A 24,823-nucleotide genomic window follows, 5' to 3' on the forward strand; every position below is an offset into this window, starting at 1 on the left:
AAGCCCCATCAGGCTAGTGTTCGGACATGCAACCGGGATGGCAGCCAGCGAACGAACTCGAGCGCGGACTCCTCGCCGCCACCGAAGGGGAGGACGGGCGCGAGTACGCCCGGCTGGTTTCGACCGCCCCCTTGTACGTCCCCGAACTCCCGCCGCGGGGCAGCGAGGACTGGCGTGTGCTGGCCGAGCAGATCCCGGCGGAGGAGGAGTGGTTCGTCCTCGCGTACACGTCGCCCGAGGCGCTGGCGGCCGGGCTCGGCCGATTCGCCCGTGGGCACGTGGCCATGAGTTTTTCCGCGCTGCGTGACCGTTTTCCGGGCGCGGAACGGCTTTTGTTCCTGGACCCCGGGCTGCCGATCGGCGCCACGCTGCCGCTGGCGCAGGTGGTGGACATCGCCGAGGGCAAGCAGCCGCTGCTGTCCGACGAGGAAATGGGCGAGATGCAGCGCGAGGCGGTGCACGAGAAGGTCCGGGAGATCTGTCTCGACGCGCTGGGCCCCCCTGACTGGGCCCCGGGTTCGGAGTTGGAGAACGAACTCGTGCGCGCCTCGGGGGAGCAAAACGGGCAGGCGTTCCTGGCGGCGTTGATGGACGCGGAGCTGCTCGTGCTCACCACGAGGCCGGACGCGGATCCGCTCGGCGAAGGGTTCCCGTGGCACGTGCTCGGCCCGCCCGGGCTCCCGGTGATCGTCGCGGCGACCGCCCCTGAGCTGCTGAAGAGCGCCGACTCACACGTGGTGCGGATGCCGTTCGTGCTGCTGCTCGCGAACTGGCCGGGCGAGGAGTTCGTGCTGGCGGTCAACCCCGGCACCCGGACGGAGCTGATCCTGCCCGGCGACATCGTGCTGGAGCTGATGTCGGACGTCGCCGAGGTGATCGCCGGAGACGGCTGACCGGCGTTTTACCGCGACGTAAATTCTCCACCCCTATTGGTTTGCGATCGTTGCCTTTGCCTGGCACAGTCGGAAATCCTTGACCCAGGCCCGTTGGCGACCGGAAGGGCTCGCGAGTGCACTATCACCTACTGGGGCCGGTCGAGTTGTCCGGGCCGAGTGGGCCGGTGCGCCTCGGCGGGCCGAAGCAGCGCTCCGTGCTGGCGGCGCTGCTGCTCGACGCGAACAGGGTGGTGCCGGACGAGCGGCTGATCTCGCTGGTCTGGGGCAGCGATCCGCCGGCGAGCGTGCGCGGGCAGGTGCAGGTCTACGTGTCCGAGCTGCGCAAGCTCATCGGCCGCAACGTGATCATCCGCCAGTCGCCGGGCTACCTGATCGAAGTCGCCCCGGGCGAGCTGGACGTGCACGCCTTCGACGAAGCGGTCGCCTCCGCCCGCGCGGATCTCGCGGCGGGCCTCGCCGACTCGGCGGCCGATCGATTCCGCGCCGCGCTCGCGCTGTGGCGTGGCCCGGCGCTCGGCGGGGTCACCGAAGCGCTGGCCGCCAGGGAGAGCGCCGGGTTGCACGAGCGGCAGCTCGCCGCGCTGGAGGACTACTTCGACGCACTGCTCACTTCCGGTCAGCACGTCGCGGCCGTGCGTGAGCTTTTGCAGGCGGCGGAGGAGAACCCGTTCCGCGAACGCCTCCAGGCGCAGTTGATGTTGGCGCTGCACCGATCCGGCCGCACTTCCGAAGCGCTCGACGTGTATGGCGTGACGCGAGCGCGGCTGGTGTCGGAGCTGGGGGTGGAGCCGGGAAGGCTGCTGCGGGACATCCAGTTGCAGCTGCTGCGCGCGGACGACAGGAGCCAGCCCGCCGCCCCGGAAGTCGTCACGACGGTGCCGCGCCAGCTGCCCGCGGACATGCCGCAGTTCGCCGGCCGGGCCAAGGATCTCGCGCTGCTGAACGGATTGCTGGCCGACGGGAACCCGCGGACGGCCACCACGGTCATGGTGTCGGGCGGCGCGGGTGTCGGCAAGACGACGTTCGCGGTGCATTGGGCGCATCAGGTCCGTGACAGGTTCCCCGATGGACAGCTGTACGTGAACCTGCGCGCCTTCGATTCCAGCGGCGCCATGGTCACGCCGGAGGAAGCGGTGCGCGGCTTCCTCGACGCGCTCGACGTGTCCGCCCAAGTGCGCACGGCAGGACCGGCGGCACAGTTCGAGCTGTACCGGAGTCTGTTGGCGGACAAGCGAATGCTGATCGTGCTCGACAACGCGGGCAGCGCCGCGCAGGTGCTCCCGCTGCTGCCGCACGCGCCCGGCTGCATGACCATCGTGACGAGCCGGAACCATTTGACGGGCCTCGTCTCGGACGGCGGCGCCTACCCGGTGAACCTGGATCTCCTGCCGCCGGAGGAAGTCGGCGACCTGCTCGCCCGCCGGCTCGGCAGGTGTCGCGTCGAGGCCGAACCCCAAGCGGTCCAAGAAATCAGCGAACTGTGCGCGCGCCTCCCGCTCGCGCTGGCGATCGTGGCCGCCCGCGCGGCGACGAACCCGGGCTTCTCGATGGCCGCGCTCGCGGACGAGCTGCGCGCCGCGCGCGGTGGCCTGGATGCTTTCGACGGCGGAGATCCGAAAACGGACGTGCGCGCGGTTTTCTCCTGGTCGTACCAGGCGGTCAGCCCGGAGGCGGCGCGGCTGTTCCGCCTGCTCGGCCTGCACCCCGGCCCGCACGTGAGCACCCCGGCGGCCGCGAGCCTGCTCGGCGTGCCGACCCGCGAGGTGCACGCGCCACTGGCCGAGCTGACCAGGGCGAACCTGCTCGTGGAGCGCAGCCCCGGCCGGTACACCTTCCACGATCTGCTGCGCAGTTACGCCATCGAGCTGACCCAGGCGTACGACGCCGAGCCGGAGCGGTACGACGCCACCCGCCGGATGCTCGACCACTACCTGCAGACGGCGCACACCGCGGCGAGGGTGCTCAGCCCGCAGCGCGAGCCGATCGTGCTCGAACCGGCGTGGCCGGGCGTGCATTCCGAGCCGATGACGGACGAGCAGGCAGGAGTTTGGTTCGCGGCCGAGTACCCGGTGCTGCTCGCGCTCGTCTCGCACGCGGTGGAGCAGGGCTTCGACGCGCACGCCTGGCAGCTGGCCTGCGCGCTCACCAACACGTTCCACCACCAGGGCGGCCACTGGCTCGGCGAGCTGAGCACGTACCAGGCGGCGCTGCACGGCGCGCTGCGCCAGGGCGATCCCACCGGCGAAGCGCACAGCCATCGCGGGCTCGCGGTGTACTACCTGGCGGTGGACCGCACCGAAGACGCGCTGGCCCAGCTGACCCGCGCGCTGGACCTGTTCGTGCAGCTCGGGGACAGGGTGTACCGCGGCGACGTGCACCAGATCATCGGCTGGATCCACGACCGGGAGAACCGTCCCGAGCAGTGCCTGCACCACATGCTGAGCGCGCTCGAACTGTTCCGCAGCACCGGGCACAGGCTGGGCGAGGCGAGCGCGCTGAACAACGCCGGCTGGACGTACGCACGCCTCGGGCGGTACGAGCAGGCGATCGAACACTGCGAGTTGTCGCTCACGATCGCGGAGACGCTCGACTACGTCATCGGGCAGGCGATGACCTGGGACAGCCTCGGGTTCGCGCACCACGAACTGGGGCGGTACGAGCGAGCCGTCGAGTGCTACCAAAAGGCGATCAGTCGTTACCGCCGGGTACGCAGCCGGTTCTACGAGGCCCGCACGCTCGGCAGGCTCGCGGAAACCCAGCTGGCGATGGAAGATGCCACGACGGCGCGGCGCACGTGGCGGGAAGCGTTGCGGATACTGGAAGATCTGCGCGCCCCCGGCGCGCGGGAGATCCGCGACCGGCTGGAGACTGCCGGAGAACCGGTTCGTCCGGTAGGCTGACATCACGTTCCGCGCTCGATCGTGAGCGTCGCGTGTGGACGTTCCACGCTTCGGCTCGCGTCGCGAAGCCCTCGAAGCGCTTTCGAAGTGTTTTCGAAGTTCGTGCTGACAGCATGGTTTGCCTGGGGACTACCAAGCTCGAATTTCGGTTGTCACTGAGAAGGTGATTGGTTGTGGCGGACGGTTCACGTGGCCGGTTGGGTGGCCTCGTCCAGAACTTTCGCCGTCGTGCCGGGTTGACCCAGCGCGAAGTGGCGGAGCTCGCCGGGCTGAGTGTGGCGGGGCTGCGCGACGTCGAACAGGGGCGCGTCGTGCGCCCACGCGCGTCCACGCTGCGCAAGCTCGGCGATGTGCTCGGCCTGTCGCGGGTCGAGCTCGGCGAGCTGATGCGCGAAGCGGGCGGTGACCACGGAGCGGCCGGCGGCCTGCGGGTGGAGGTACTCGGCCCGCTGCGGGTGTCGGTCGACGGGGCGGTGGTGGACCCGGGTTCGGAGACGCAGCGCGTGCTGCTCGGGCTGCTCGCCCTGTCGCCGAACGTGCCGGTGGTGCGGGATGCGCTCGTGGAAGCTGTGTGGGGGGCGAGCCCCGCCTACGGCACGGTGGATCTGTTGCAGTCCAGGGTTTCCCGGCTGCGCCGTCGTCTGCAGGCCGGTACGGGGGACGGCGAGGGTTCCCAGCCGTTGATCGCTTCGCGCGGTGGTTACCAGCTCACGGTCGCCGATGGCCAGCACGACCTTCTCGTGTTCCGGCGGCTCGTGTCGCGGGCGCGTCAGGTCCGGGACGAAGCGGAGCTGACCGAAGCCTGCGGGCTGTTCGCCGAGGCCGTCGGGCTGTGGCGCGGGGATCCGCTGGAGGGGCTGTCCGCGCTGCAGTCGCATCCCACCGTCGTCGCGCTCGGCCGCGAGTATCGCGCGGTGGTCGTGGAGTACGCGGCCGCGGCCTCGGATCTCGGCCGCTACCAAGAGGTACTGCCGTTGTTGCAGCGCGTGGCCGAGGCGGATCCGTTGCACGAGGCGGTGCACGCGGGGTTGATGATCGCGCTCGCGGGCAGTGGCCAGCAGGCAGCGGCGCTCGACGTGTTCGACACGTTGCGCCGCCGTCTTGTCGGCGAACTGGGCGCGGACCCCGGGCCGGAGCTCGTGGCGGCGTACCAGCGGGTGCTGCGCCAGGAGGTGAACAGGCCGGAGTTCGCGCCGGTGAGCGCACACAGGCAGCTGCCGCCGGACATCGCGGACTTCAGCGGCCGTGAGGACGAGCTGCGCCAGGTGCTCGACGGGGTTTCCGGCGCGGGCCGCGGCACGGCGGTGAACCTCGCGCTGATCGAGGGGATGGGCGGCGTCGGCAAGACGAGGCTCGCGATCCACGCGGCGCACCAGCTGCTGGCCGAGGGGCGCTACCGGGATTGTCAGCTGTACGTGGATTTGTGGGGGCACGCGGATCAGCCACCGGCCGACCCGTCCGCTGCGCTCGCCTCGTTCCTGCGCCTGCTCGGTGTGCCGGGGGACCAGATCCCGCCGAGCCTTGACGAGCGCGCCACCCTGTACCGCGACAGGTTGTACGGCAAGAACGCCTTGGTAGTGCTGGACAATGCGGCCTCCGAGGATCAGGTCCTCCCGCTGTTGCCTGCCGATTCGGCGAATCTGGTGCTGATCACCAGCCGTCGTGCGCTGGCACTCGACGGCGCGCGAACGCTGCCGCTGGAGGTGTTCACCCCCGCCGAGGGCCGCGACCTGCTAGTGCGGGTCGTCGGCGCTAAGCGGGTCGAGGCGGAGCCCGACGCGGCGCGACGCGTGGTGGAGTTGTGCGGCAGGCTGCCGCTCGCGGTGGCGCTGGCGGCGCGTCGGCTGCAGTCCCGTCCTGCTTGGACAGTCGAGGATCTGGCCGCGCGGCTCGCCGAAGCGGGAGACAGGCTGAGTGAGCTGGCGGCGGGAAGTCGTCGGTTGCGCGCGGTCTTCGAGCTTTCGTACCAGGCGCTCAGCGAAGACGAGCGCAGGATGTTCCGGCTGCTGGGCCTGCACCCCGGCGACGATTTCACGGCGGATTCGGCGGCGGCGCTGGCGGAGCTGACGCCGTTGCAGGCGCGGCATCTGCTGGACAGGCTGGTCGACGAGAACCTCGCGACGGTGGTCACCAGGAACAGGTTCCGGCTGCACAATCTGCTGCGTGAGTACGCCCGTTCCGTGGTCCGCGACGAGGAGCCGGAGGAGCAGCGGCGCGCGGGGATCACCAGGGTGCTCGATTTTTACTTGCACACCACGGCATACGCGACGTTCCGGCTGCAACCGCACCCGTGGACGAAGGACCTCGTCGGCACCGAACCGAAGCACCGCCCGGAGCTGGCGAACCGGGACGAGGCGCGGCACTGGCTCGACGCGGAGCGCGCCTGCCTGCTCGCCGCGGTGAGCCTGGCGGCGGGACAGGGCTGGCCGACGCACGCGTGGCAGCTGACGAGGTCGTTGCGCGCGTACCTGAACCTGTACGGCTACAGCAACGATCACGACTGGGTGCGCACGCACGAAGCCGCGTTGTCGGCGGCCATCGCGGCCGGGGACAAGGCGGGGGAGGCGCACACCCGCAACGACCTCGCGTCGGCGTACCTGAACCAGGGCCGCGCCACCGACGCGCGCGAGCACCTGTACCGCGCGCTGGACTTCCATCGCGAAGTCGGTGACGGGACGCTGGAGGCGATAACGCTCGGCCTGCTCGGCGTCGTGTGTTACCGGCTCGGCCAGTTTTCCGAGGCGCTGCACCATTTCCGGCAGGGCGTGGCCGTCTCCGCCGCGCGGCCGTACCTCGAGGGCCAGATGTACGGGTACATCGGGAGTGTGCTCAGTACGCTCGGTTATCACGAGAAGGCGGCGGAGAATTTCGAGCGTGGGCTGGTCCTGTCGCGGCAGGCGCACAACCCGGACGGCGAGGCGGGCATACTGGCCGGCCTCGGTGAGCTGCACGGCAGGCAGGGCCGGTATCCGGAGGCGATCGACCAGCTGAAGCAGAGCCTTTCCCTTGCCACGCAGCATGATCTGGCTCCGAAGATCGCGTATGCGCGGCACCGGCTGGGCAATGTCTACCGCGTCCTCGGCCGCTTCGACGATGCGCTGGCGCACCTGAGCGAGGCGCTGCGGATCGTGCGGACGGTGAGCGGCCCGGAGACGGAAAGCGAGCTGGTGATCGACCTCGGCGTGGCGAACCGCGACATCGGCGGTCTGTCCGCGGCCTACGACCTGCTGGACCAGGGCTTGCGGTTGGCCATCAACCGCGGTGAGCGGTACCAGCGGGCGCGGGCGCTCAACGAACTGGCCGAGCTGCACCGCAGCGCCGCACGCGCCGAACTCGCGCAGAACCATTGGCGCCGCGCGCAGGCGCTGTTCGAGGAGCTGGAGACGCCGGAAGCGGGCCGTATCCGCGAGTTCACCGGTGACGCCAGCCACTGGGACGCGACCGGCGCGGACTCGGTCGCCTGACCCGTGGCGGGCGGCGCCGGTGTGGCGCCACCGTCCCGCCCGCCACGGATCCTTTTAGGACGGTTCAGGCGCGTTGCCGCAGTGGGCCCCGCAGCTCTCGGCCCTGGCTGCCCACTGCGTGCGCTCGGTGGCTACGTCGGCGTGCGATCTCGGCGGTAGGTCAGCGCAGTCCGCCTCGCGGCGGCTCGCCCCCGCCGGAGCCCGCCGCATCGAGGTGCGATTCCAGCGTTCGGCCAGCGCAGCCCGGCTCGCCGCGCCGCCGTGCGACCTCGGCGGTAAGCCCGTTGCAGCCCGCCTCACCCGAGCCAACCTCGCGCCGCCGCACCCGGAAAGCGCTTTCTGGCTGGCGTGGCGCTCGGTGCTCGCCTGCTCGCCTGAAGTCTGCTCGGTGCCTGCCGCGCCGCGCGCGACGCCCCACCCCGTGCCCGGCGAGCCTCGGCCCCTCGCGGCCCCCAGCCTGCCCACCGCGCGAGCGCGCAACGCACCCCACATCCGGGTCAACTTCCTTACCGCACAACGAATTTGGTGGCGGGACAGCGCCCGGTGCTCTCCCGCCACCAGAACCCGGCTCGGTGCCTTGCAACCCGCACCGGCCACCCCACACGCTACCTTTCGTTCAACAATAAGGCAATGCATTGCCGTATTGTTGAACAACTGCTACCGTCGTCGCTATCGGTCCGGGCAACCCGAAAGGATCCGAAAAGTGACCGTCACCGAGCTGCCTCGCACGCTTTCCCATCGTGACCGCGTTTTCCTCAAGGCCGTCGCGGCCGGCCGGGTCGAGCTGACCTGTGGCCACGAGCCCGAGATCTTCGTCGACGGCCTGTCCTGGTGCGACCCGTTCGCCGCCCGCGCGCTCGTGCACACCGGCCTGGTCCGAAGTGGACAGTCCGGCCCGCACGGCGCCAGGGTGCGGGCCGAGCTCACCCCGCTGGGTCGCGCCGAAGCCGGCCTCTGATCCCGTTCAACTCCACCCCGCGCACCCCCGAAACCACGGAAGGAGCCGGAAAATGAACGTCACCCGCTCGTAGTCAGTCCACAGAGGACAGCTCGGTCAATAGGCCCTGCCGCCGGCGTCGCGCCACAGCAGCGCGACGCCGTGGCCGGGCAGCAGCCAGGAGCGCATCTCCAGCTCCGGCAGGTCCTCGGCCTTGAGCCAGCCCACGTTGATCGTGTTGGAGCGGAACGTGAACGGCGCGATGTTGAACAGGAAAGCGTCGCCGCGCGCGACGTCCAGTTCCTTCACCTCGAACGTGATCCGGTTGACGTAACAGGGATAGGGCGCCTGCCAGTAGCAGAACCCGTCGTCGATCCGCTGCAGCGTGGTGGCCCGCACGGAAAGCCGTTCGATCGCGCTGACCACGTGGTCGTCCCCGGCGATGGCGCTCAGGTCGCATTCGAAGATCCGCAGATCGGCGAGGTGGTCCCGGGTGTTCTGTCGGGGCAGCGCACCCATGTCCGCGCGGAAGAACGACAGGTAGTCCGCCCAGTTCCCGTACTTCACCTCGGTCAGCCGCAGCTTGCTGGACTCGGCGAACCGGTGTTTGCCGTCCGAGTCCACGTACTCGATCCCCAGCTGCACCGAGGGCAGCATGTCGTTGACGCGGCTCTGGAACTCGTCCGCGTCGGGCACGAACCACAGGTCGAACAACGGCAGTTCGCAGCCCGCGACGATCGAGTCCCGCAGCAGCGAGTCGCATGTGGCGAACACGATGAACCGGTCCACCCGCACGTTCTTCTTGAAGCTGTAGGTGGTGCCCGTGGTCAGGTGGTAGTGCTCGAAATCCACCGCCCGCAGCCCGAAGGTCACCTCGGTGTGCGTGCTGATCGTCAGGTCACCGCCGAACGGCTGCCTGCCCTGACCACCGAGCACCCCGGTCATCACGTCCCGGTTCGCCTCGTTGCGCCCGTAGATCGACTCGAGGAAAACCTCCATCACCTGTTGCGGCAACAGGGCTTCGACGATGCGCGGCCCGGAAATCCTGGCCAGCTCCGAGGACAGCCAGCGGCGGGTGAAATGCTCGTAGCCCGCCAGCCCGGCGGCGGCCAGCAGCAGGACCGGGAAGGTCAGCTCGCACAGCCTGTGCAGCACCGACTCCCAGCCCGAAAGTGGTTCCCAGAGCACCGCGAGCACCAGCATGCCGAGGCCGAGCACGCACAGGACCGAGGCTGCGAGCTGCACGCGCCGGTTGGGATCCGGATGCCGCCCGGCTTCGCCCGGCCGCGTGTTTTCCCCAGCGTTCACTGCCTCTCCGCCCGGTAGAGAACTCCCATGATCCGTGGCGCGAAGAGGAGGACGATAGGTCCGTTCGGATTATTCTGCCGATCGTTATCAATCCGGCCGGCAGGCTCGGTGCGTCAGCGCTCGTGCCAGCGCGGCTCTTCCTCCATGACGTAGGTGTTGAGCTCGGCCCGTTTGCTCGCCGGCGTGCCGGACTGCGCGGCGAGGTCGTTGTAGAGCCCGAGCAGGTGCGTCGTCATCGCCGTCCGGGCGCCGCCCTCGTCGTGCCGCTTGAGAAACCACGCCACCTGGAGGTGATCGTTCGCGGACCGGACGTGGACTTCCGGGCTGCCGTAGCTGTTCCGGCGGTACGGCCGCAGTTTCGGCACCAGCGAGCGGTAGAGCTGCTCGAGCAGTTCGTTGTGGCTGGCCTTGACCACCGCGGTGTGGAACTCCTCGTCGGAGCGCAGCAGCTCGTCCTTGTCCTCGATCGAGGCCGTCTGGTGGTCGCGAGCTCGTTTCTCGATCTCGTCCAGCTCACCTTCGTCCGCGCGCATGGCGGCCAGACTCGCGGCGGTGGCTTCGAGCGCGATGCGGACCTCCATGAGATCCGAATCGTCGATGCGGCCGTCCAGTACCAGCGCGTCGTCACGGTCGCTCACGTCGGTGGAGCGCACATACCAGCCGCGGCCGCGCACGACCTCGACGATTCCTTGCAGCTGAAGGCGTTGCAGCGCGGTGCGGAGCGAGCTGCGCGCGACGGCGAGCTTCTGCGCCAGCTCCGGTTCCGTCGGCAGCCGGTCACCCGAACGGAAGCGGCCGCTCTCGATGAGCTGGCGGAGCTTCTCCTCGATCAACTCTGGCAGGGGCTTGCGAGTGTCTGGTGAGAGCGACCAGCTCTCCTCGTCCATTTTCCGCCTCATTCACGCCGGCTCGGCCCCCAGACCATCCGGCTGAGCGTACCAGAGGACAGACAACAGAAGCAAGTTGTCTGTCAGCAGGTTGTTACTTGACCGACAACAGACATCAGGGGATCCTATTTACACCGAGGTGGCGATGAAAATGGGCACCCCATCCCGGCGTTCACCTCGGGTGAAGGAGGTGTCGACGTGAGCTCGCAAAACCTGCTGATTGTCATCTTCCTTGTCGCGATCGCCGTGGCCATGATCGGATGGCGGACGGTTCTCGTGATGACCCTGACCGCGGGCGTCACACTCGCCGTGCTGGGTCTGGTCGAGATCGTGACGTTGCTCGGCTCGGCGGCATAGGGGCGGTAACGCCCGGCCGGGGGTATGCCGATCTGACTGATGTCAGACATGTCCCATGACATGCCCCCGGTGAGGTGGACGAGATCGATCGGGTTTACCTTTGCGCGGTCCCGAGGTCGCTCTCTTCTCCTCCTAGACGGAAGCCGCGCAGATGAGCCTCAGATCCGACTGGCCGGACGCCACCACCGTGCACGCGGCACTCGCCCCGGCGAGCGCACTGCTGGCCGAGCGCCGGACCCTGTACCAACTGGCCGTCGAGGTGCTCGCGCCGGGACGGCCCCGGCTTTCCGCGGAGGAGCTGGACAATCCGCTCTTCCGGTTCCAGGTCGGCGAAGCTCTGGCCGGCCGGGCCTCCTTCGATCCCGGCGCCGAGTTCGGGCTCACCGACGTCACCACCGAACTCGGTTCCGGGCAGGCCCGGCTGAAACTGGTCAGCGGCGCCGCGGCGAGCGAACGATTCGCTGCGGGCATGAAGGTGATCCACGCGCAGGGTGGTCAGCCAGGTCCGCCGCCGCGGCTGCTCACCGAGGAAGCCGGAAAGCCTTTTCACGACTCGCTTCGCATCGCGGAAGCAGGGCTGGCCAAGGCGCGCGAGATCAGCCCCGCGCTGGCCGAAGACCTGTTGCCGCACACCGATCTGCTCGCCGTACTGGACCCGTCGACTTCGGGCGGCCTGGTTTCGGCGTCCTCCCGGCTGTTCCCCGGGCTGATCCTGATCGACCGGCCCGAGTGCCCCTACGACGTCGCCGAAGCGCTGATCCACGAGGGCGCGCACCAGAAGTTCTTCGATCTCGCCATCACGCACGATTTCCTCGGCGCCGACATCGCGCGCGACCGGATCTTCCACCCGTCGTGGTCCGGCGCGAAGTGGCCCGTGGAACAGGTCATCGCGGCCTTCCACGCCTACGCGTGCCTCGCGCAGTTCGCCGAGGATGTCGCCCGTTCCGGCGAAACCTCCGAACTCGGCGCCAACTCGCTGCTGCGCACGGCTCGTGAGCGCGAAACGGAGATCGGCCGCTGGCTGCTCGACGCCGAGGACGCGCTGGAAATCGACGCCCGGTGGCTGCTGCGCACCTTTTTACGGGAGGACACGGAGTCCATTCGACCGAAAGCATCAGCGGATATGGCCCCCAATGGTCGCTATGTGTTGAACCCATTGGTGAAAATGGCCCGGATGGCTGGCACCGGAAGGGTGTTGCTCGCCCAGCCCGGCAACCCGCCGTCGCTTCACTGGATCGACGGCGAAGCGGTGGACGTGGTCGACCGCCTCGAAGCTCACCCGCTTTCCCCCGCGGAACTCGATCCCGGCCTCGCCTCCGTGCTGGCCGGCCTCGTCGATTCCGCGCTGGTTTGCCGGGTGCCGGAAAGCGCTGTGGAAAGCACAGCGGAGTAGTGTCCTCTTCGGACGAAATCCACTCTTTCCTCTAAGGAGAACAATGGCAGCCCAGTGGGACCCTCGCGGGAGAACCGGCCACCGGCCCGGTGAGTCGGCCGTGCAGCCTTCGCAGGGCATCGATTCACAGAATGTGCTTTCCGGCCGTAAGCCTTACGGTCAGCCGATCACCCGTGTGGATTTCTTCCGCCGCATGCCCACGGGCGGCGCCACGGCTTACTTCAAGCCGACGCAGGAGAAGTAGTTTTTCGCGCGGCAAAGCGCTCGTCGCCTTGCCGCGCTCCTCAAAGAGTGCGATCCCCGTCCCTTTGTGCTGCCCTCGTGAAGGGAGCGCGCCGTGCCTGCCGCACCCGATCGTCAACCGGGCTTCGCCGCGGTGATCGTGGTCTATTCGGTCGCAGACACAGGGCTGGTCTTTTCGATCACCGTGGGGTCTGGCGGCACGGCCGCCGCGACATTGGCGCTCGGCTCGAAGAAGATCGGCGAGGTGCTCGGCCGGATCAAGCGGCCGAAAGCAGGCGAGTAACGGCGGCCCGCAGGGCGAGCCCGGCGGCCGCACTGCCGAAGATCGTTGCGACAGCGACGAAAGCGGCTGTCAGCGGGCTGCCGCGGTCGAGGACCGTTGCCGCGAGTAGAACCGCGGCCAGCATCACGAGACCGCAGATGGCCATCCCGCAGGCCACCAGCAGCGCACGCCGTACCAGGGCACTTCGGGATTCGTCTCGGCGCCGCACCGCCAGGACACTACACCTGACCGGCTCCCACACCCGGCGACGCCGGAAACCCTTGCCGCGCTCCTCAAATCCCGCCGTTGGCCATCTCTTCGCAGCTGCGCAGCACGGCCGCTGCCACGCGGCGGTCCCCCGCGCCGCAAGCCGGATCTTCCGCGTACTCCCGCCATTTCCGCAACGCGTCGAAGATCGTGCGCTGCAGGCTCGTGCCGTCCCCGCCCACACGGTCGGCGAGCCCGACGCCCTGCCCGCCGAGTAGCCGGATCGCCTCCGCGCGCAGTTCCGGTGGCAACCCCGTCCGGCCGCCGCGCAGTGACGCGAGCAGCCGCAGTTCACGGAAGTCGTGCGCGCTCGCGAGAATCCGTTCGAGCTCCCCGGCGAGCCCTGCCGCGTGCGGGTGCGGCTCCATCCGCAACACCACGTCCAGCCCCAGCAAAGCCGAGCGCGCCTTCAGGATTGCTTGGCGCGCCATGAAGTTCTGCTCCACCGAGTCCCGCAGCTCGGCCAGCCCGCTGCGTGGCACGAGTTGTGCCGCGAGCGCCGGGAGAGTGTGCGCCCCGCGCCGGATCAAGGTCACCGCGAGCCGCACCCCGAAGAGCCCGAACCGTTCCAGCAGCGGCGCACGCACGGCGGCGTCCTGCGCGAGCAACCGGTGGACCGAAAGCAGGTGCGGTTCCAGCTCCGTGCGTGACACCGCGGCGAGCCGGGCAAGCGCCTCGAACTCGTCCTCCCGCATCGTCCGGCCGGCCGCGGCGAGTAGCCCGGCCACCGGCACGACGTCTTGGCACAGCTCGCTTGTCTCCGGCTCTCGCCGATAGCGCCGCGCGACCTGCCGCGCCGAGATGAGCGCGTCCACCCGGCCTCCGCCGAGCTCGTCCGCACGGGACAACACGATGATCGAGTTGACCGCGGCCGCCCGCGCGATCGGATGGTCCTGCAAGGTGTGCAGGAAGCTCAGGTCCGCGTTGCGCGGATGCCGCACCAGGAACAGCACGGCGTCGGCCTCCATGCAGATTCCTTCGACGGTCTTGGGTCCCGCGTCCGCGTCGATCGCGGGGGTGTCGAGCAGCACCAGTTCGCTCTGCGACCGGCTCGGCGCGGTGCGGAACCAGGCCAGCCCTTCGCCTTCCTTCGCGAACTCCTCACCACCGATGGCGTTGACCATCGTCGATTTCCCGGACTGCCGCGCGCCGACAATGGCCAGCCGCACCGGATCGTCGAACCGGTCGAGGTGCCGCCGCAGCCAGTTCACCGCCCGGGGGCTGTCCCGGTATGCCTCCAGCGCCCGCTCGAGCAGCGAACGCGTCCGTGCCGCCAGGCTCACGCCGGGAGCCCCCGGAGCGTGGGCTGCGGCCGGGTCGCGGCGAGGGCCTGCGCGCGCCGCCGCAGCAGGGAAAGCTCTTCCACGTCGCGCCGGATCTGGTTCGCCCGCGCGGTCCGGCCCGCGGTTTCCTCGTCGATCACCTTTTTGATCGACTTCGCCGATTCGGTGATCTCGGCGCGTAGTTCGTCCGCCACGGCAGTCAGCCTGTCGCGCAGCGTGCGATGGATCTGCCGCGCGGTGTCCTTGCTGTGCTTGCCGTACGTGAGGAAGAAGTCGTCGACATAGCGGTGCGCCGCCGTCTTCGCCGAAGCCTGCCTGCGCTTGAGCCGGTTGCCGCGTTCCTCGAACACGCTCTTCGCGCCGAACGCGACACCGGCGCTCAGCGAGATCGGGTTGATCAGGTTCAGTCCCGCGACCGTCGTGGCGAGGCCGAACATCAGCACCCCGCTGTAGGATCCGCGCAACCCGACGAACAGCTTCTGCCCGACCCCGAAACGGTCCACCCTCGGCATCCGCATCTCACCGACCGCATCGGTGGGGACCTCTCGCGGCAGCGTGTCCGGGAGCGCGCCGGGACGGTGCGGCGCGACCTGCCTGCCGACCTTGCGGGCGGTCCACTCGAACCGGTCGAGCAGCCATTCCGAGTTCGTTTCGGCGACCGCCGCGAGGTTCGCCCGCAGCCACTCCGCGAACTCTTCCCAATGCCGCTGCGGGTCGGCCGAGTCGAAGTAGTCGTCCGCCTCGACCAGTACCCGCCGCGTGCGGTCGCGCAGATCGAACTCGATGTCGGACAGCAGATCCGAAACCTCGTCGGACAGCAATGTCTGCCAGCGCGCCGAATCCCGCTGCAGCCGCTCCATCCGGGCGCCCTGCGCGTGCCAGCGGGTCACGACCTCGTCGTTGCCCGGCTGCTGCGTGCTCGCGAACTCCTCCTGCAGCGGACCGAGCAGTTCGTCGACAGCGTGGGAAGACGTTGCCGAAACAGTGCGTTTGGCGAGTAGTTCGGCCTGCCCGAGCAGATCGTGGTGCAGAAAGCGGATCAGGTCGCCGAAGCCGGACTCCGCGTTGAGCACCTTGTCGCCGGTGCGCGCGGCGGCCAGCCGCAGCGTGGCCGACACCGGGATGACCGTGGCGAGAAACCCGCATTCGTGCAGCCGCGCGCGGTTGCGTTCGGCGACCGTACGCCAGCGGGGCGCGATGTCGATCTTCGTCAGCGCCAGGATGATCGTCGGGCACAGCCGCGCGACCTTTTCCAGCAACCGGAGTTCGGTGGGCGAAAGCTCGCTCGTGGCGTCGCTGGCCAACATGACCACGTCGGCCGACATCGACTGCACGACGTCCACGGCCGCGGGCGCCGGCGTGTCCACGAACGCCAGGCCATCCGCCAGAAGAGTGCGCGGCAAACCGATTTCGGTGCGCACGATCGCGGCGCCGGAACGGGCTTCGCGGTTCGCGTCTGCCGTGACGGATTCGACTGCGGGAGGCTCACTCGCGGGGCCTTCGATCGCGGCCGGGCCCCTCGTGATCATCGCCGCGCGCGGGGCTTCGGAGTGCTCGATGACCGCGGGCACGGCAGTCGTCCCGTCGTCGCCGACCGCGCACACCGGCGCGTTCAGCAACGCGTTGATCAACTGGCTCTTGCCCTGTCCGGACTCGCCGATGACCACTACGCGCAGTTTCGGGTCCAGTAGCCGGTTTCTGCGTTCACGCAGGCGTTCGGCCAGGTCCGGGCGCCGGTGGGTGGCGCAGGCCCGGACGGTGTCGTCGAGCACTTCGAGCCAGGGCGGTGCCATCACCTGGAGGAGTGTGCCTTGTCAGGTCACGGATAGGAAACGGCGGGGGCCTGTCCGTGAGGACAGACCCCCGCCGTTGTACGACCTTCAAACGGCCTACCTGCCTTGAAAGGCAGACAAGCCGCCCGGATCACTGGGCGCGGTCAGTGTCCGGCGAGGGGCAGGTCGCTGTGCAGGCTGTCGAGACCGTCGGTCTGCGGCAGCGCGTTGTGGTCGAGGGAACCGGCGGCGTCGGACAGCGGGCTGTGCGACACGGCTTCGGTCACCGGGTGGGCGGCGTCGGCCACCGGGTTGTGGGTGACGGCCTGCTCCAGGCCGTGGGTGTCCGGCAGCGGGTTCGCGACCGGCAGGTGCGGAAGCGCCTGGGGCAGCTCGGCCGTGGCGTGCACCGGCAGGTCGGACGGGAGGTGCGAGCTGACGTCCGTCGGCAGCGCCGGGGCGGGCAGCGACTGGACGGGCGTCACGTCGGCGACGTGCGAGGAGGCCAGGTCGGCGCCCTGCGATACGTGCTCGGAGGCGTCCTCGCCACCGGCGGCGACGGCGTTGGCCGCCTCGCCGTTGACACCCGTCAGGTAGTTGCCGAGGGTGGTCGCGCCATCGGCAATCTGGCTGGACAGCAGCTCGCCGCCGCTCGAGACGTAACCGGCGAGGGTGCCGGCGGCCGAGTCGCCCTTGGCCAGCGCGTCGGAGTCGAGGCTCTGGCCGAGGTCGTTGACCGAGTCGAAGCTCGGCGCCGAAGCCGGCACGCCGTTCGTGCTGAGCCCGTAGGTGCCCAGCGGGGACTCGCTCTGGAAGCCGCCCTCGTAGCCCTCGGGGGTCACGGTGCCGAAGCCCGCGACCGAGCTGAGGGCGGAGTCGCTCTGGAAGCCGCCGTCGAAGCCGTCGGAGGTGACGGTGTTGCTGGTGGCCGTCGTGCCGAGCTCCGAGTCGGTGGCGCCGGCGAACGCGGCGCCCTCGGGGCCGACAGCGCTGGTGCCGGCGCCGGCGAACTCGTCACTGACGTAGCCGACGGAGCCACCGAAGCCGTCCGCGGAGCCGCTGGACGCGGTCTGGAAGGAGCCCAGCGAAGGCTCACCCAGCTCCGGGGCCGAAACCGGCAGACCGCCGAGGGGCAGCTGGTCGGCGCCGGGGAGCTGGTCGAGGCTCGGCGTGCCGAGCGGCAGGCCCGCCGGGGCGGCCTGCAGCGCGTCGGTGGCCGTCTGCACGTCGTCCGTGGAGACCGGCAGCGCGTCGGTGCCCGTCGGCAGGTCGGCGCGGGCGGGCACGGCGTCGGCGCCGAGCGGAAGGGCGTCCGCGGAAACCGGGAGGGCGTCGGTGCCCAGCGGCAGGTCGGAGGGGTGGACCGGGAGAGCGTCGGCCGAAAGCGGCAGCTCCGAAAGGTTCACCGGCAGGGCGTCGGGCGAAACCGGCAGCGCGCCCGTGCTCAGGGGCAGCTCGGAAGCGTTCACCGGGAGGGCGTCGGTGCCCAGCGGCAGGTCGCCGCGCACCGGCTCGGTCAGCGACGGGGCCGAAACCGGCAGCGACGGCGCGCCGGGAAGCGACGGCGCCGCAACGGGCAGCGCGTTCGCGGCGTCGGCCACGGCCTGCAGGTGGGCGATAGCGCCCTCCAGGCCGGAGTTACCGGTCGGCAGCGTGGAGACCACGGACTCGAGGGCGTCCGCGACCGGGGCCGGCGCGTAGTCGGCGACCAGCGGGGCCACTTCCTGGATGTCCTGCGGGGTTACATCACTCAGGCCGGCACCGGCGAGCGCATCGGTGGGGTTCGCGGCGAAGGCCGAGCGGGCGGCGTCGTCGGTCAGCAGGTTCAGCACGAAGTCGTGCAAGGTTTGGGCGGGGAGGGACAACGAAAACTCCGCAATCTCGGGGGATGGAATGCAGCGTCCGGCGCATCAGCCGACCGCCTCGACCAAACCTAGGGATGGCCACAGGCCGTGGCATCGGGGATCGTGCCGAACGCGGACCCCCGGGTTGCCGCGAGCACGGTTAGGGGGTTAGGGGATGAGACCCCAATGCCGGGCTTTGGTACGAAAGACCGAACCCCTAGGAGGCGGCACGAATGCGTTACGTCCTGGGCGTCGACATCGGCGGCACTCGCGTCAAGGCCGCGGTTTGCCGTCGCCCCGAAGAGCTGTGGGCCGATCCGGAAGTGGTGCTGCGGGCCGAATCCGCACTTCACGTCGCTGCCGATGCCACTGTGCTGGTCGGCACGGATGCGCGCCGCGCCGCGCTGGCGGAGCCGGAACGCCTCGCCCGCGGCTACGTCCGCCGCGTCGGCGACGACGTGCCCTTGTTGCTCGGTGACGAGCTGTACCGGCCGGAGTCACTCACCGCTGTCGTCGTCGGCTGGGTGGCCGATCAGGTCGCGGAAGCAGAAGGCAGCGAAGCCGACCGGGTCGCCGTGACGCACCCGCCCGGTTGGGGCGCGTACCGACGCAACCTGTTGCGCGAGGCGCTCAGCGCGGCCGGTTTCCCCAGCGCGGTACTGCTGCCCGGCCCGGTCGCCGCGGCCGAGAGCCACCTCATGCGCGAGCGGGTCGAGCCGGGCACGGTGCTCGGCGTCGCCCGGTTCGGCGGCGAGTACGTGGATACAGCGCTGCTGCGCCGTGGCGCCGCCACCTTCGAGACCATCGCGCACGACGAGCAGGCCGCGCCCGCGATCGACGACGTGCTGAGCGAGCGCGTCCAGGAGCGGTTCACCGGCCGTCCTGCCGAACTGCGCGCGGCGTGCTTGCAGGCCAAGGAACTTCTCTCCACGAACACCGAAGTCGACCTGCTGACCCGCGCCGAGTTCGAGCAGTTGATCCGGCCGCTGATCACGATCGCACTGGCTCCGCTGAGCCGGTACGAACAGCTCTCGGCCGCGCTGCTGGTCGGTGGCACAGCGCGGATCCCGCTGGTGAAAGCGCTTGCGGAGGAGGCATTGAGCTGCCGGGTGGTGGTCGACTCCGACCCCGGCACCGCCGCCTGCCGAGGCGCGGCGCTCGCTGCCCGGCCCCCGGCCGAGGCGCCGCTGGAGTCGACGACTCTGGTGCCGCGGATCACGGGCTACCCGGAGCTCGACCCGGACGAGGTCTACGATTCCGAGCCCGCGCCACCACGACCGCCGGTCGTGGTGACCCCGCTCGAACCGCCCAAGCGGCGGTTCGTCCCGTCCCGGCGCGGCTCCCGAAACGAGGACGACGAGTGATCCTGCTGGACGAGCCCACCGAGCGGCTCCGCGCGGCCATCGTGACCGGTGAGCTCGCGCCCGTCCGGCTCGCCATCGTCGCGCCCGGTGGATACGGGAAAACCGCTGTACTGGAAGACCTCGCGCGCGCCGAGGGCGTGCGTCTGGTCGATGACGCCCATCTGCTCGGCGAGGCCGAGTTGGCGGAACTGTTGCGGTATCTCGACGACGAACAGGCCGGGCTGGTGATCGCGGCGCGTCCATATCCGCGTCCGGAAGGGCTGAGCCAGGTGCTCGGCCGCCTACGCGGGCAGATCGTGCTACGCCCGTTCGATCTTGCGCGCACGGCGAAGTTCCTGGGGAGCGAGGAGCGCGCCGAAGCCGTCTACGCCGAGACAGGCGGAGTGCCGGGCTTGGTGCGTGCCGCGGGTGAGTTGACGTTGCTGCGGCACGAGCTCGACCAAGCGGGCGACGATGTCGTCCGGTTCCTGCTCGCGGCAGAGGCCGGGATGGGGCCGGACCTCGTGCACGGGCAGATCGAGGTCGCCCACGCGACGGGGCTGGTGGCCGGCGACGGCCGTTTGCTGCCGATCGCGGCGCGCGCGTTGCGCGAGCTGATCCCGCGAGACAGGCAGACGGCGCTTCGTCGGCAGTTGGTGGAGATGCAGCTGGAACGCGAGGGGCCGGTGCTGCCGTTGGTGCGCCCGCTCTTGGGCGCCGGCCTGACCGGCACCGAAATCGGCGCGGCCTTCGAAGCCGCGGCGGAGGAGGCTGCGGCGGAACCCGCGCTGGCCGCGAAGCTTTACGAAGCGGCCGTGAAGGCGGGGCGCCGCATCGGTGCGCAATGGGCTGAAGCCGTTGCCAGGACAGGTGATTTCGACGAAGCACTTCGCCTGGCGGACGACGTCATCGCGACTGAAGGCGCGCCGGACCGCGCGGACGCCGCGCGCGTGGCCGCCACGGCGCTGGCGCACCGCGGTCAGCTCGCGCGCAGCGCCGAGCTCTTCCAGTGGTCGGACACCGGCGACTCGTCCTGCTTCGCCGCGATAGCGCTGACGGGGACGGGGCGGCTCGAGGAAGCCGGGGAATCGCTGGAGAAATGCCGCGCCGGTGGGCCGCCGACCCTGCTGTCGGGTGCCGTTTCGGCCACCGCGCGCGGCGTCCTGGAGTCGGTGACGGGCCAGCCCGCGATGGCACTGTCCACTTTGGTCCGTGCGGCGGAGATGCTGGAGCCGGTGTCGGCGCGTCTGCTGTTGCCCGACAGCCCGGCCGCGCTCGCGGCGCTGGTCGCGTTGCACAGCGGCGAGGCGGTCATCGCGGAACCGTTGCTGGAGCGGGCGATCGAGACGGGCACCCTCGTCACCCGGCATCGGCTGCTGCGCGCGTGGATAGCGATGTTGCGCGGCGACGAAGAAGCGGCGTCCGAAGGACTTCGTGCTGCCGGCGACGATTTGTCCCCGCGTGACTGGCTTTTCGCTGTCGGACTTCGTGTCGGGCTGGCCCGGCGTGCCAGCGACCTCACGGCGTTGCGGCGGATCTGGGGCCAGGCAAGGGAAGTCGTGATGCGGCATCCGGTGGATCTGTTCACCTTCCTGCCGTTCGGGGAGTTCGAGGTCGCCGCGGCGCGCCTCGGGGAACGGGCGCGGCTGGCCCCGCACTTGCGACAGGCGCGGCAATTGCTGGCGGCGCTGGGGAATCCGCCGTTGTGGGCGACCGCGCTGCACTGGAGCGGGCTGCACGCCGCGATCCTCGACGAGCGTCCCGACGAGGCGGCCGAGCACGCGGGCGCTCTCGCGGCAGGCGTCGGCCCGTACTTCGAGGTGATGGCCGAAGCGGCAGGGTGCTGGCTGAAAGTGCTGAGCGGCGACGTCGAGCCCGAGGCGGTGGAAGCGGCCGCGCGCGGGCTGCACGGCGTCGGCCTGTGCTGGGACGGGGCGCGGCTGGCCGGGCAGGCGGCCATCCGGACGTCGGACCGCAAGGCGATGGTGACGCTGTTGGACTGCGCGCGGGTGCTGCAGGGGCGCGAGCCGACCGTCGCGCCAGGGCCGGCACGGCTCAGCGACCGCGAACGTCAGGTGGCCGAGCTCGTGCTGGCGGGGCTGACTTACAAGCAGATCGGGGACCGGCTGTTCATCTCGGCGAAGACGGTCGAGCACCATGTGGCTCGCATGCGGCACCGGATCGGTGCCGGCAGCCGCAGCGAGCTACTGGCGGAACTGCGGGCCGAGCTGGAGCCGGATCAGGGCACGATCTGAACCGCGTCGCCGACGCTGAGGGTGTTGAAGAACTTCAGCGACGACGAGCTGGACAGGTGCACGCAGCCGTGCGACGGGGTCGACAGGCTGCCCTGGTGGAAGGCGTCACCGGGGTAGAAGAACACCGAGTTCGGCATCTCCGCGTTGTCGAACTCCTTGCTGTAGTGCATTTTTTCCTTGTAGAGCACGTGGAACATGCCGGTCGGCGTCGCGTAGCCCTTGCGCCCGGTGGTGATCGAGACCGGGCCGTAGACTACCTTGCCGCCGCTGAGCAGCCAGGCCTTCTTCGCCGAGACGTCCACGCAGGCGCCGTCGGTGATGGAGCACGGGGTGCCGGAGCTGGCGGCGGGTTTCGTCGTCGTGGTGGTCGACTTCTTCGTGGTGGTCGTGGAGGGAGCCGGCTGAGTGGTCGTGGTGACGGGCGGTGCCGTCGTCGTGGTCGTCGGCGCGGCGATGCTCGAAACCGGGGTGTTCTCCGCTGCCAGCGGCGTCACCGGTGCGGCACTAGTGGCGGAGCCGCAACCCGTGAGAGCGGCGGCCGCGGCCACGGCGGCTAGCGCCGGCCAGATGTTCTTCACGCGCACGGGGCCCTCCGGGGTCCGGTCTCGGTGTGTACGTCGTTCTAGACGTGGTTCGGGTGGGCGTGGTTGTGCTTGTCCTGGTCACGATCTTGTAGCGTCTCGGATAGTGATCGGCTGAACACGCTGCGGAGGCGGACGGCGGGGCACCGGTGATGATGAGATGGCGCCATGCGATACATCATCATCGGTGCGGGCGCGATCGGCTCGTCGGTCGCGGCGGAGCTGCACCTCGCCGGGGTTTCCGTCGTGTTGATCGCCCGCGGCGAGCACGGTGCGGTGATCCGCGAACGCGGTTTGAGGTACGTCCGCCCCAGCGGTGAGCGAACGGTGCGGGTGCCGGTGGCCGCCGGGCCGTCCGAGGTCGAGCTGACGAGCGATGACGTGCTGGTCATCGCGACGAAGGGCCAGCACACCGAGGCCGTGCTGCAGGAGTGGTCGTGGCTGCCTGCGGGTGACGGGGTTGCCGCCGATCTGCCTGTGTTGTGCCTGCAGAACGGGTTGGACAACGAGCGTGCGGCGCTGCGCCGGTTCCGCACCGTGTTCGGTGTCGCGCTCTGGCATCCGGTCAGTTACGTGGACCCGGGCGAGGTGGTGGCGCGCGGCGCCGAGAAGCCGGGCCTGTGGTGGATCGGGAGGTACCCGAGCGGCGGGGATCCCGCGCTGCCCGCGATCGCCGGAGATTTTCGCAAGGCGGGTTTCGCGGTTCAGGAGGTGCCGGATGTGCAGCGGTGGAAGGCGGGCAAGCTGCTGAGCAATGTCGGTAATGCCGTGAATGCCTTGTACGGGAACGACGAGAGGGCCATCGCCGCCGTCCGCGCTGAGACCGAGCGTGTGTTCAAGGCGGCGGGCATCGACGCGGCTGATCTGGCGGCGGAGTCCGAAGTGGACATTTCGGTCGCGGCCCCGGTCGCTGTGCCTGGGCACACTGGGGCCGGAGGTTCCACGTGGCAGAGCCTGGCCCGCGCGACCGGCACCATCGAGGGCGATTACCTGAACGGGGAGATCGTGCTGCTGGGCCGGCTGCACGGGGTGGCGACGCCGGTCAACGAAGCTCTCCAACGTCGCCTCGCGATCGCCGCCGCGCGCGGTGAGGCGCCGGGGAGCGCGAACGTCGAGGAGTTGAAGTTGTCGGCTGCACCGGTCCTGATCACCGCGAACGAGTTGGCGCGGCAACTGGGGGCGCCCGAGCCGCCGGTGTTGCTGGATGTGCGGTGGGCGCTGGGCGATCCGGATGGGCACAAGCATTACCTGGACGGGCACATCCCCGGCGCGGTCTTCGTCGACCTGGAGACGGAGCTCGCCGCGCCGCCCATCCCGACCGAAGGCAGGCACCCGCTGCCGACGATCGAAGCCCTGCAAGCGGCGGCCCGCCGTTGGGGCGTGCGCGCGGGTTCGCGGGTCGTGGCCTACGACAACAGCGGAAACCTCGCGGCCGCCCGCGCGTGGTGGCTGCTGAAGTGGGCTGGCGTCGAGACGGTGCAGTTGCTCGACGGTGGCCTCGCCGCCTGGGACGGTCCGCTGGAAACGGGCTTCGGCAAGTCCCCCGAGCCGGGCGACGTGGTCCTCCGGCCGGGCAACATGCCGGTGATCGACATGGACGAGGCCGCCTCCTTCGACGGCACCCTGCTGGACGCCCGCGCCCCGGAGCGCTACCGAGGCGAACAGGAACCCGTCGACCCACGCGCCGGCCACATCCCGGGAGCCATCAACGCGCCCACCGCGGAGAACCTGCGCCCGGACGGCCGTTTTCTCCCACCGACCGAACTCGCGGCCCGTTTCTCCGGGGCCTTTGGGGCCGGGGCTGGAGTTGGTGCCGTGGCTGGCCCGTCTGGAGCTGGACCACTCGGGGCGGTTGCGGATGGGGCAGCGGGCGCCGGGCAGACGGCTGCCGCCGGGCAGGCCGGCGTGGCTGGGCATTCGGACGAGCCTGCGCAGACCGCTGCGACTGGATCAGCCGTCGGGGCAACGAGCGCAGGGGCAACGAGCGCCGGCCAGGCGAGCGCAGGGGCAACGAGCGCAGGGGAGACGAGCGCCGGCCAGGCGAGCGCTGAAGGGCCGTCCGGCTCAGCGAAGGTCGCCGGGCAAGCGGACGTTGGCGATCCGTGCGCCTCGACAAAGGCCGTCGGGCAGGCGGCGACCGGTGCGTCGCCCGCCGCACCAAAGGTCGCCGTCTACTGCGGCTCAGGCGTGACCGCCGCCCACGAGATCGCCGCCTTGGCCGTCGCGGGCATCGACGCTGCCTTGTACCCGGGCTCGTGGTCCCAGTGGTCGAATCATCCCGACCGCCCCGCCGCCACCGGACCCACCCCGTGAATCCCTCATACCCCGGCCGCGCGCTGAGATCCGGGCCGCACCACCATCCTGAGCAGCGCGTAGACGACCCCGGACACGACCAGACCCACGTAGTAGGCAAGGTCCGCACCGTGCGCCGCCGCCGCGACGGGGCCCGTGTACAGGCTGGTGTTCATGAAGGGCACCGCCGCATCACAGCCCACGACGAACGCCACCAGCGCCGGCCAGCCCCGCTGCGGCATCGCGACCTCGGAAACCACGTCGAACCGCCGCTTGTGCCGTGTCCGGGCCCACCAGTCGATCGTCACGACCCCGACGAACGGCGGCACCCAATACCCGATCACCAGCAGGACGTCCTCGAACTTCGACGCCAGGTCCCCGCTGTGCATCCAGAGGATCAGCGCGAACGCGACCACCGTGACGACCACCGCCGAAACGGGACGCCGCAGTCGCACCCCCACGGTCTGCAAGGCCAACGAGCCGCTGTAGTCGTTCATCGCGTTCGAGGACACAGCCGTCAACGTGATCACCAGCAGCGC

At 70.1% G+C, this 24,823-nt stretch carries 19 protein-coding genes; 11 read left to right on the top strand and 8 right to left on the bottom strand.

Translation table 11 applies throughout. The features are described 5' to 3' along the window. Positions 1–26: 26 nt before the first annotated feature. The 4 genes from FPZ12_RS01500 to FPZ12_RS01515 all read left to right on the top strand — a co-directional run bounded on the left by FPZ12_RS01500 (position 27) and on the right by FPZ12_RS01515 (position 8,218). Positions 27–893 carry an SseB family protein gene (locus FPZ12_RS01500; RefSeq protein WP_144746456.1) on the top strand — a complete coding sequence of 289 codons (867 nt, stop codon included), beginning with the start codon at positions 27–29 and terminating at the stop codon, positions 891–893. A gap of 116 nt (positions 894–1,009) precedes the next feature. Further along, entirely contained in the window at positions 1,010–3,796 is a 2,787-nt protein-coding gene (locus FPZ12_RS01505) for an AfsR/SARP family transcriptional regulator (protein WP_144746458.1), read from the top strand. A 173-nt stretch (positions 3,797–3,969) separates the two neighbouring features. Further along, positions 3,970–7,260 carry a tetratricopeptide repeat protein gene (locus tag FPZ12_RS01510; protein ID WP_144746460.1) on the top strand — a complete coding sequence of 1,097 codons (3,291 nt, stop codon included), beginning with the start codon at positions 3,970–3,972 and terminating at the stop codon, positions 7,258–7,260. A gap of 703 nt (positions 7,261–7,963) precedes the next feature. Beyond that, on the top strand, positions 7,964–8,218 hold the full coding sequence (locus tag FPZ12_RS01515; RefSeq protein WP_243769615.1) for a hypothetical protein: 255 nt from the start codon (positions 7,964–7,966) through the stop codon (positions 8,216–8,218). A gap of 96 nt (positions 8,219–8,314) precedes the next feature. Here FPZ12_RS01515 and FPZ12_RS01520 read toward each other — a convergent pair whose 3' ends face one another. Both FPZ12_RS01520 and FPZ12_RS01525 read right to left on the bottom strand, forming a co-directional pair. Beyond that, entirely contained in the window at positions 8,315–9,505 is a 1,191-nt protein-coding gene (locus FPZ12_RS01520) for a hypothetical protein (RefSeq protein WP_243769616.1), read from the bottom strand. Positions 9,506–9,618: 113 nt separating this feature from the next. Continuing rightward, the gene (locus FPZ12_RS01525) at positions 9,619–10,392 is read right to left on the bottom strand and encodes a FadR/GntR family transcriptional regulator (RefSeq protein WP_144758341.1); all 774 of its coding nucleotides are present in this window, start codon (positions 10,390–10,392) and stop codon (positions 9,619–9,621) included. A gap of 198 nt (positions 10,393–10,590) precedes the next feature. Between FPZ12_RS01525 and FPZ12_RS45430 the strand changes: the two genes are divergently transcribed. The 4 genes from FPZ12_RS45430 (at position 10,591) to FPZ12_RS01540 (ending at position 12,668) form a co-directional block, all read left to right on the top strand. Then, on the top strand, positions 10,591–10,749 hold the full coding sequence (locus tag FPZ12_RS45430; protein ID WP_166462513.1) for a hypothetical protein: 159 nt from the start codon (positions 10,591–10,593) through the stop codon (positions 10,747–10,749). A 151-nt stretch (positions 10,750–10,900) separates the two neighbouring features. After that, entirely contained in the window at positions 10,901–12,142 is a 1,242-nt protein-coding gene (locus FPZ12_RS01530; RefSeq protein WP_144758339.1) for an aKG-HExxH-type peptide beta-hydroxylase, read from the top strand. A gap of 43 nt (positions 12,143–12,185) precedes the next feature. After that, positions 12,186–12,386 (top strand): hypothetical protein, encoded by a 201-nt coding sequence (locus tag FPZ12_RS01535; RefSeq protein ID WP_144758337.1) that lies wholly within the window; start codon positions 12,186–12,188, stop codon positions 12,384–12,386. Between the two features lie 93 nt (positions 12,387–12,479). Beyond that, on the top strand, positions 12,480–12,668 hold the full coding sequence (locus tag FPZ12_RS01540) for a hypothetical protein (protein WP_144758335.1): 189 nt from the start codon (positions 12,480–12,482) through the stop codon (positions 12,666–12,668). On the opposite strand, the gene FPZ12_RS01545 is transcribed toward FPZ12_RS01540, so the two are convergent. The 4 genes from FPZ12_RS01545 to FPZ12_RS01560 form a co-directional block, all read right to left on the bottom strand. Further along, positions 12,643–12,876: a hypothetical protein gene (locus FPZ12_RS01545; RefSeq protein ID WP_144758333.1), complete on the bottom strand. Its 234-nt coding sequence runs from the start codon at positions 12,874–12,876 to the stop codon at positions 12,643–12,645. The two genes, FPZ12_RS01540 and FPZ12_RS01545, sit on opposite strands and share 26 nt — an antisense overlap. A gap of 64 nt (positions 12,877–12,940) precedes the next feature. After that, complete coding sequence (locus FPZ12_RS01550; protein WP_144758331.1) at positions 12,941–14,197, bottom strand: hypothetical protein; 1,257 nt, start codon at positions 14,195–14,197, stop codon at positions 12,941–12,943. Then, positions 14,194–15,990, bottom strand: a complete 1,797-nt coding sequence (locus FPZ12_RS01555) for a dynamin family protein (protein ID WP_424923564.1) — start codon at positions 15,988–15,990, stop codon at positions 14,194–14,196. The genes FPZ12_RS01550 and FPZ12_RS01555 overlap by 4 nt, the downstream gene beginning before the upstream one ends. A 143-nt stretch (positions 15,991–16,133) precedes the next feature. Beyond that, positions 16,134–17,834, bottom strand: coding sequence for an IniB N-terminal domain-containing protein (locus tag FPZ12_RS01560; protein ID WP_144758328.1), 1,701 nt, complete (start codon positions 17,832–17,834; stop codon positions 16,134–16,136). Between the two features lie 212 nt (positions 17,835–18,046). On the opposite strand from FPZ12_RS01560, the gene FPZ12_RS01565 reads away from it, so the two are divergent. Both FPZ12_RS01565 and FPZ12_RS01570 read left to right on the top strand, forming a co-directional pair. After that, positions 18,047–19,177 (top strand): Hsp70 family protein, encoded by a 1,131-nt coding sequence (locus tag FPZ12_RS01565; RefSeq protein ID WP_144758326.1) that lies wholly within the window; start codon positions 18,047–18,049, stop codon positions 19,175–19,177. Then, complete coding sequence (locus tag FPZ12_RS01570; protein WP_144758324.1) at positions 19,174–21,411, top strand: helix-turn-helix transcriptional regulator; 2,238 nt, start codon at positions 19,174–19,176, stop codon at positions 21,409–21,411. Before FPZ12_RS01565 ends, FPZ12_RS01570 begins: the two co-directional genes overlap by 4 nt. On the opposite strand, the gene FPZ12_RS01575 is transcribed toward FPZ12_RS01570, so the two are convergent. Beyond that, the gene (locus FPZ12_RS01575) at positions 21,396–21,905 is read right to left on the bottom strand and encodes a L,D-transpeptidase (protein ID WP_243769617.1); all 510 of its coding nucleotides are present in this window, start codon (positions 21,903–21,905) and stop codon (positions 21,396–21,398) included. The two genes, FPZ12_RS01570 and FPZ12_RS01575, sit on opposite strands and share 16 nt — an antisense overlap. A 255-nt stretch (positions 21,906–22,160) precedes the next feature. Here FPZ12_RS01575 and FPZ12_RS46805 point away from each other — a divergent pair, with 255 nt between their 5' ends. Continuing rightward, on the top strand, positions 22,161–24,305 hold the full coding sequence (locus FPZ12_RS46805) for a rhodanese-like domain-containing protein (protein WP_166462514.1): 2,145 nt from the start codon (positions 22,161–22,163) through the stop codon (positions 24,303–24,305). A gap of 5 nt (positions 24,306–24,310) precedes the next feature. On the opposite strand, the gene FPZ12_RS01590 is transcribed toward FPZ12_RS46805, so the two are convergent. Further along, positions 24,311–24,823: cytosine permease (locus FPZ12_RS01590; protein ID WP_208025696.1), on the bottom strand; the 513-nt coding region annotated here is incomplete at its 5' end.

It is taken from the genome of Amycolatopsis acidicola (assembly GCF_007713735.2).
Taxonomy (GTDB): Bacteria; Actinomycetota; Actinomycetes; order Mycobacteriales; family Pseudonocardiaceae; genus Amycolatopsis_E; species Amycolatopsis_E acidicola.

What these genes read in the sequence shown, in the direction of transcription:
- FPZ12_RS01500 (WP_144746456.1), top strand. Translation starts at nt 27, where the DNA reads ATGCAACCGGGATGGCAGCCAGCGAACGAACTCGAGCGCGGACTCCTC.
- FPZ12_RS01525 (WP_144758341.1), bottom strand. Translation starts at nt 10,392, where the DNA reads ATGGACGAGGAGAGCTGGTCGCTCTCACCAGACACTCGCAAGCCCCTG.
- FPZ12_RS01530 (WP_144758339.1), top strand. Translation starts at nt 10,901, where the DNA reads ATGAGCCTCAGATCCGACTGGCCGGACGCCACCACCGTGCACGCGGCA.
- FPZ12_RS01535 (WP_144758337.1), top strand. Translation starts at nt 12,186, where the DNA reads ATGGCAGCCCAGTGGGACCCTCGCGGGAGAACCGGCCACCGGCCCGGT.
- FPZ12_RS01555 (WP_424923564.1), bottom strand. Translation starts at nt 15,990, where the DNA reads ATGGCACCGCCCTGGCTCGAAGTGCTCGACGACACCGTCCGGGCCTGC.
- FPZ12_RS01565 (WP_144758326.1), top strand. Translation starts at nt 18,047, where the DNA reads ATGCGTTACGTCCTGGGCGTCGACATCGGCGGCACTCGCGTCAAGGCC.
- FPZ12_RS46805 (WP_166462514.1), top strand. Translation starts at nt 22,161, where the DNA reads ATGCGATACATCATCATCGGTGCGGGCGCGATCGGCTCGTCGGTCGCG.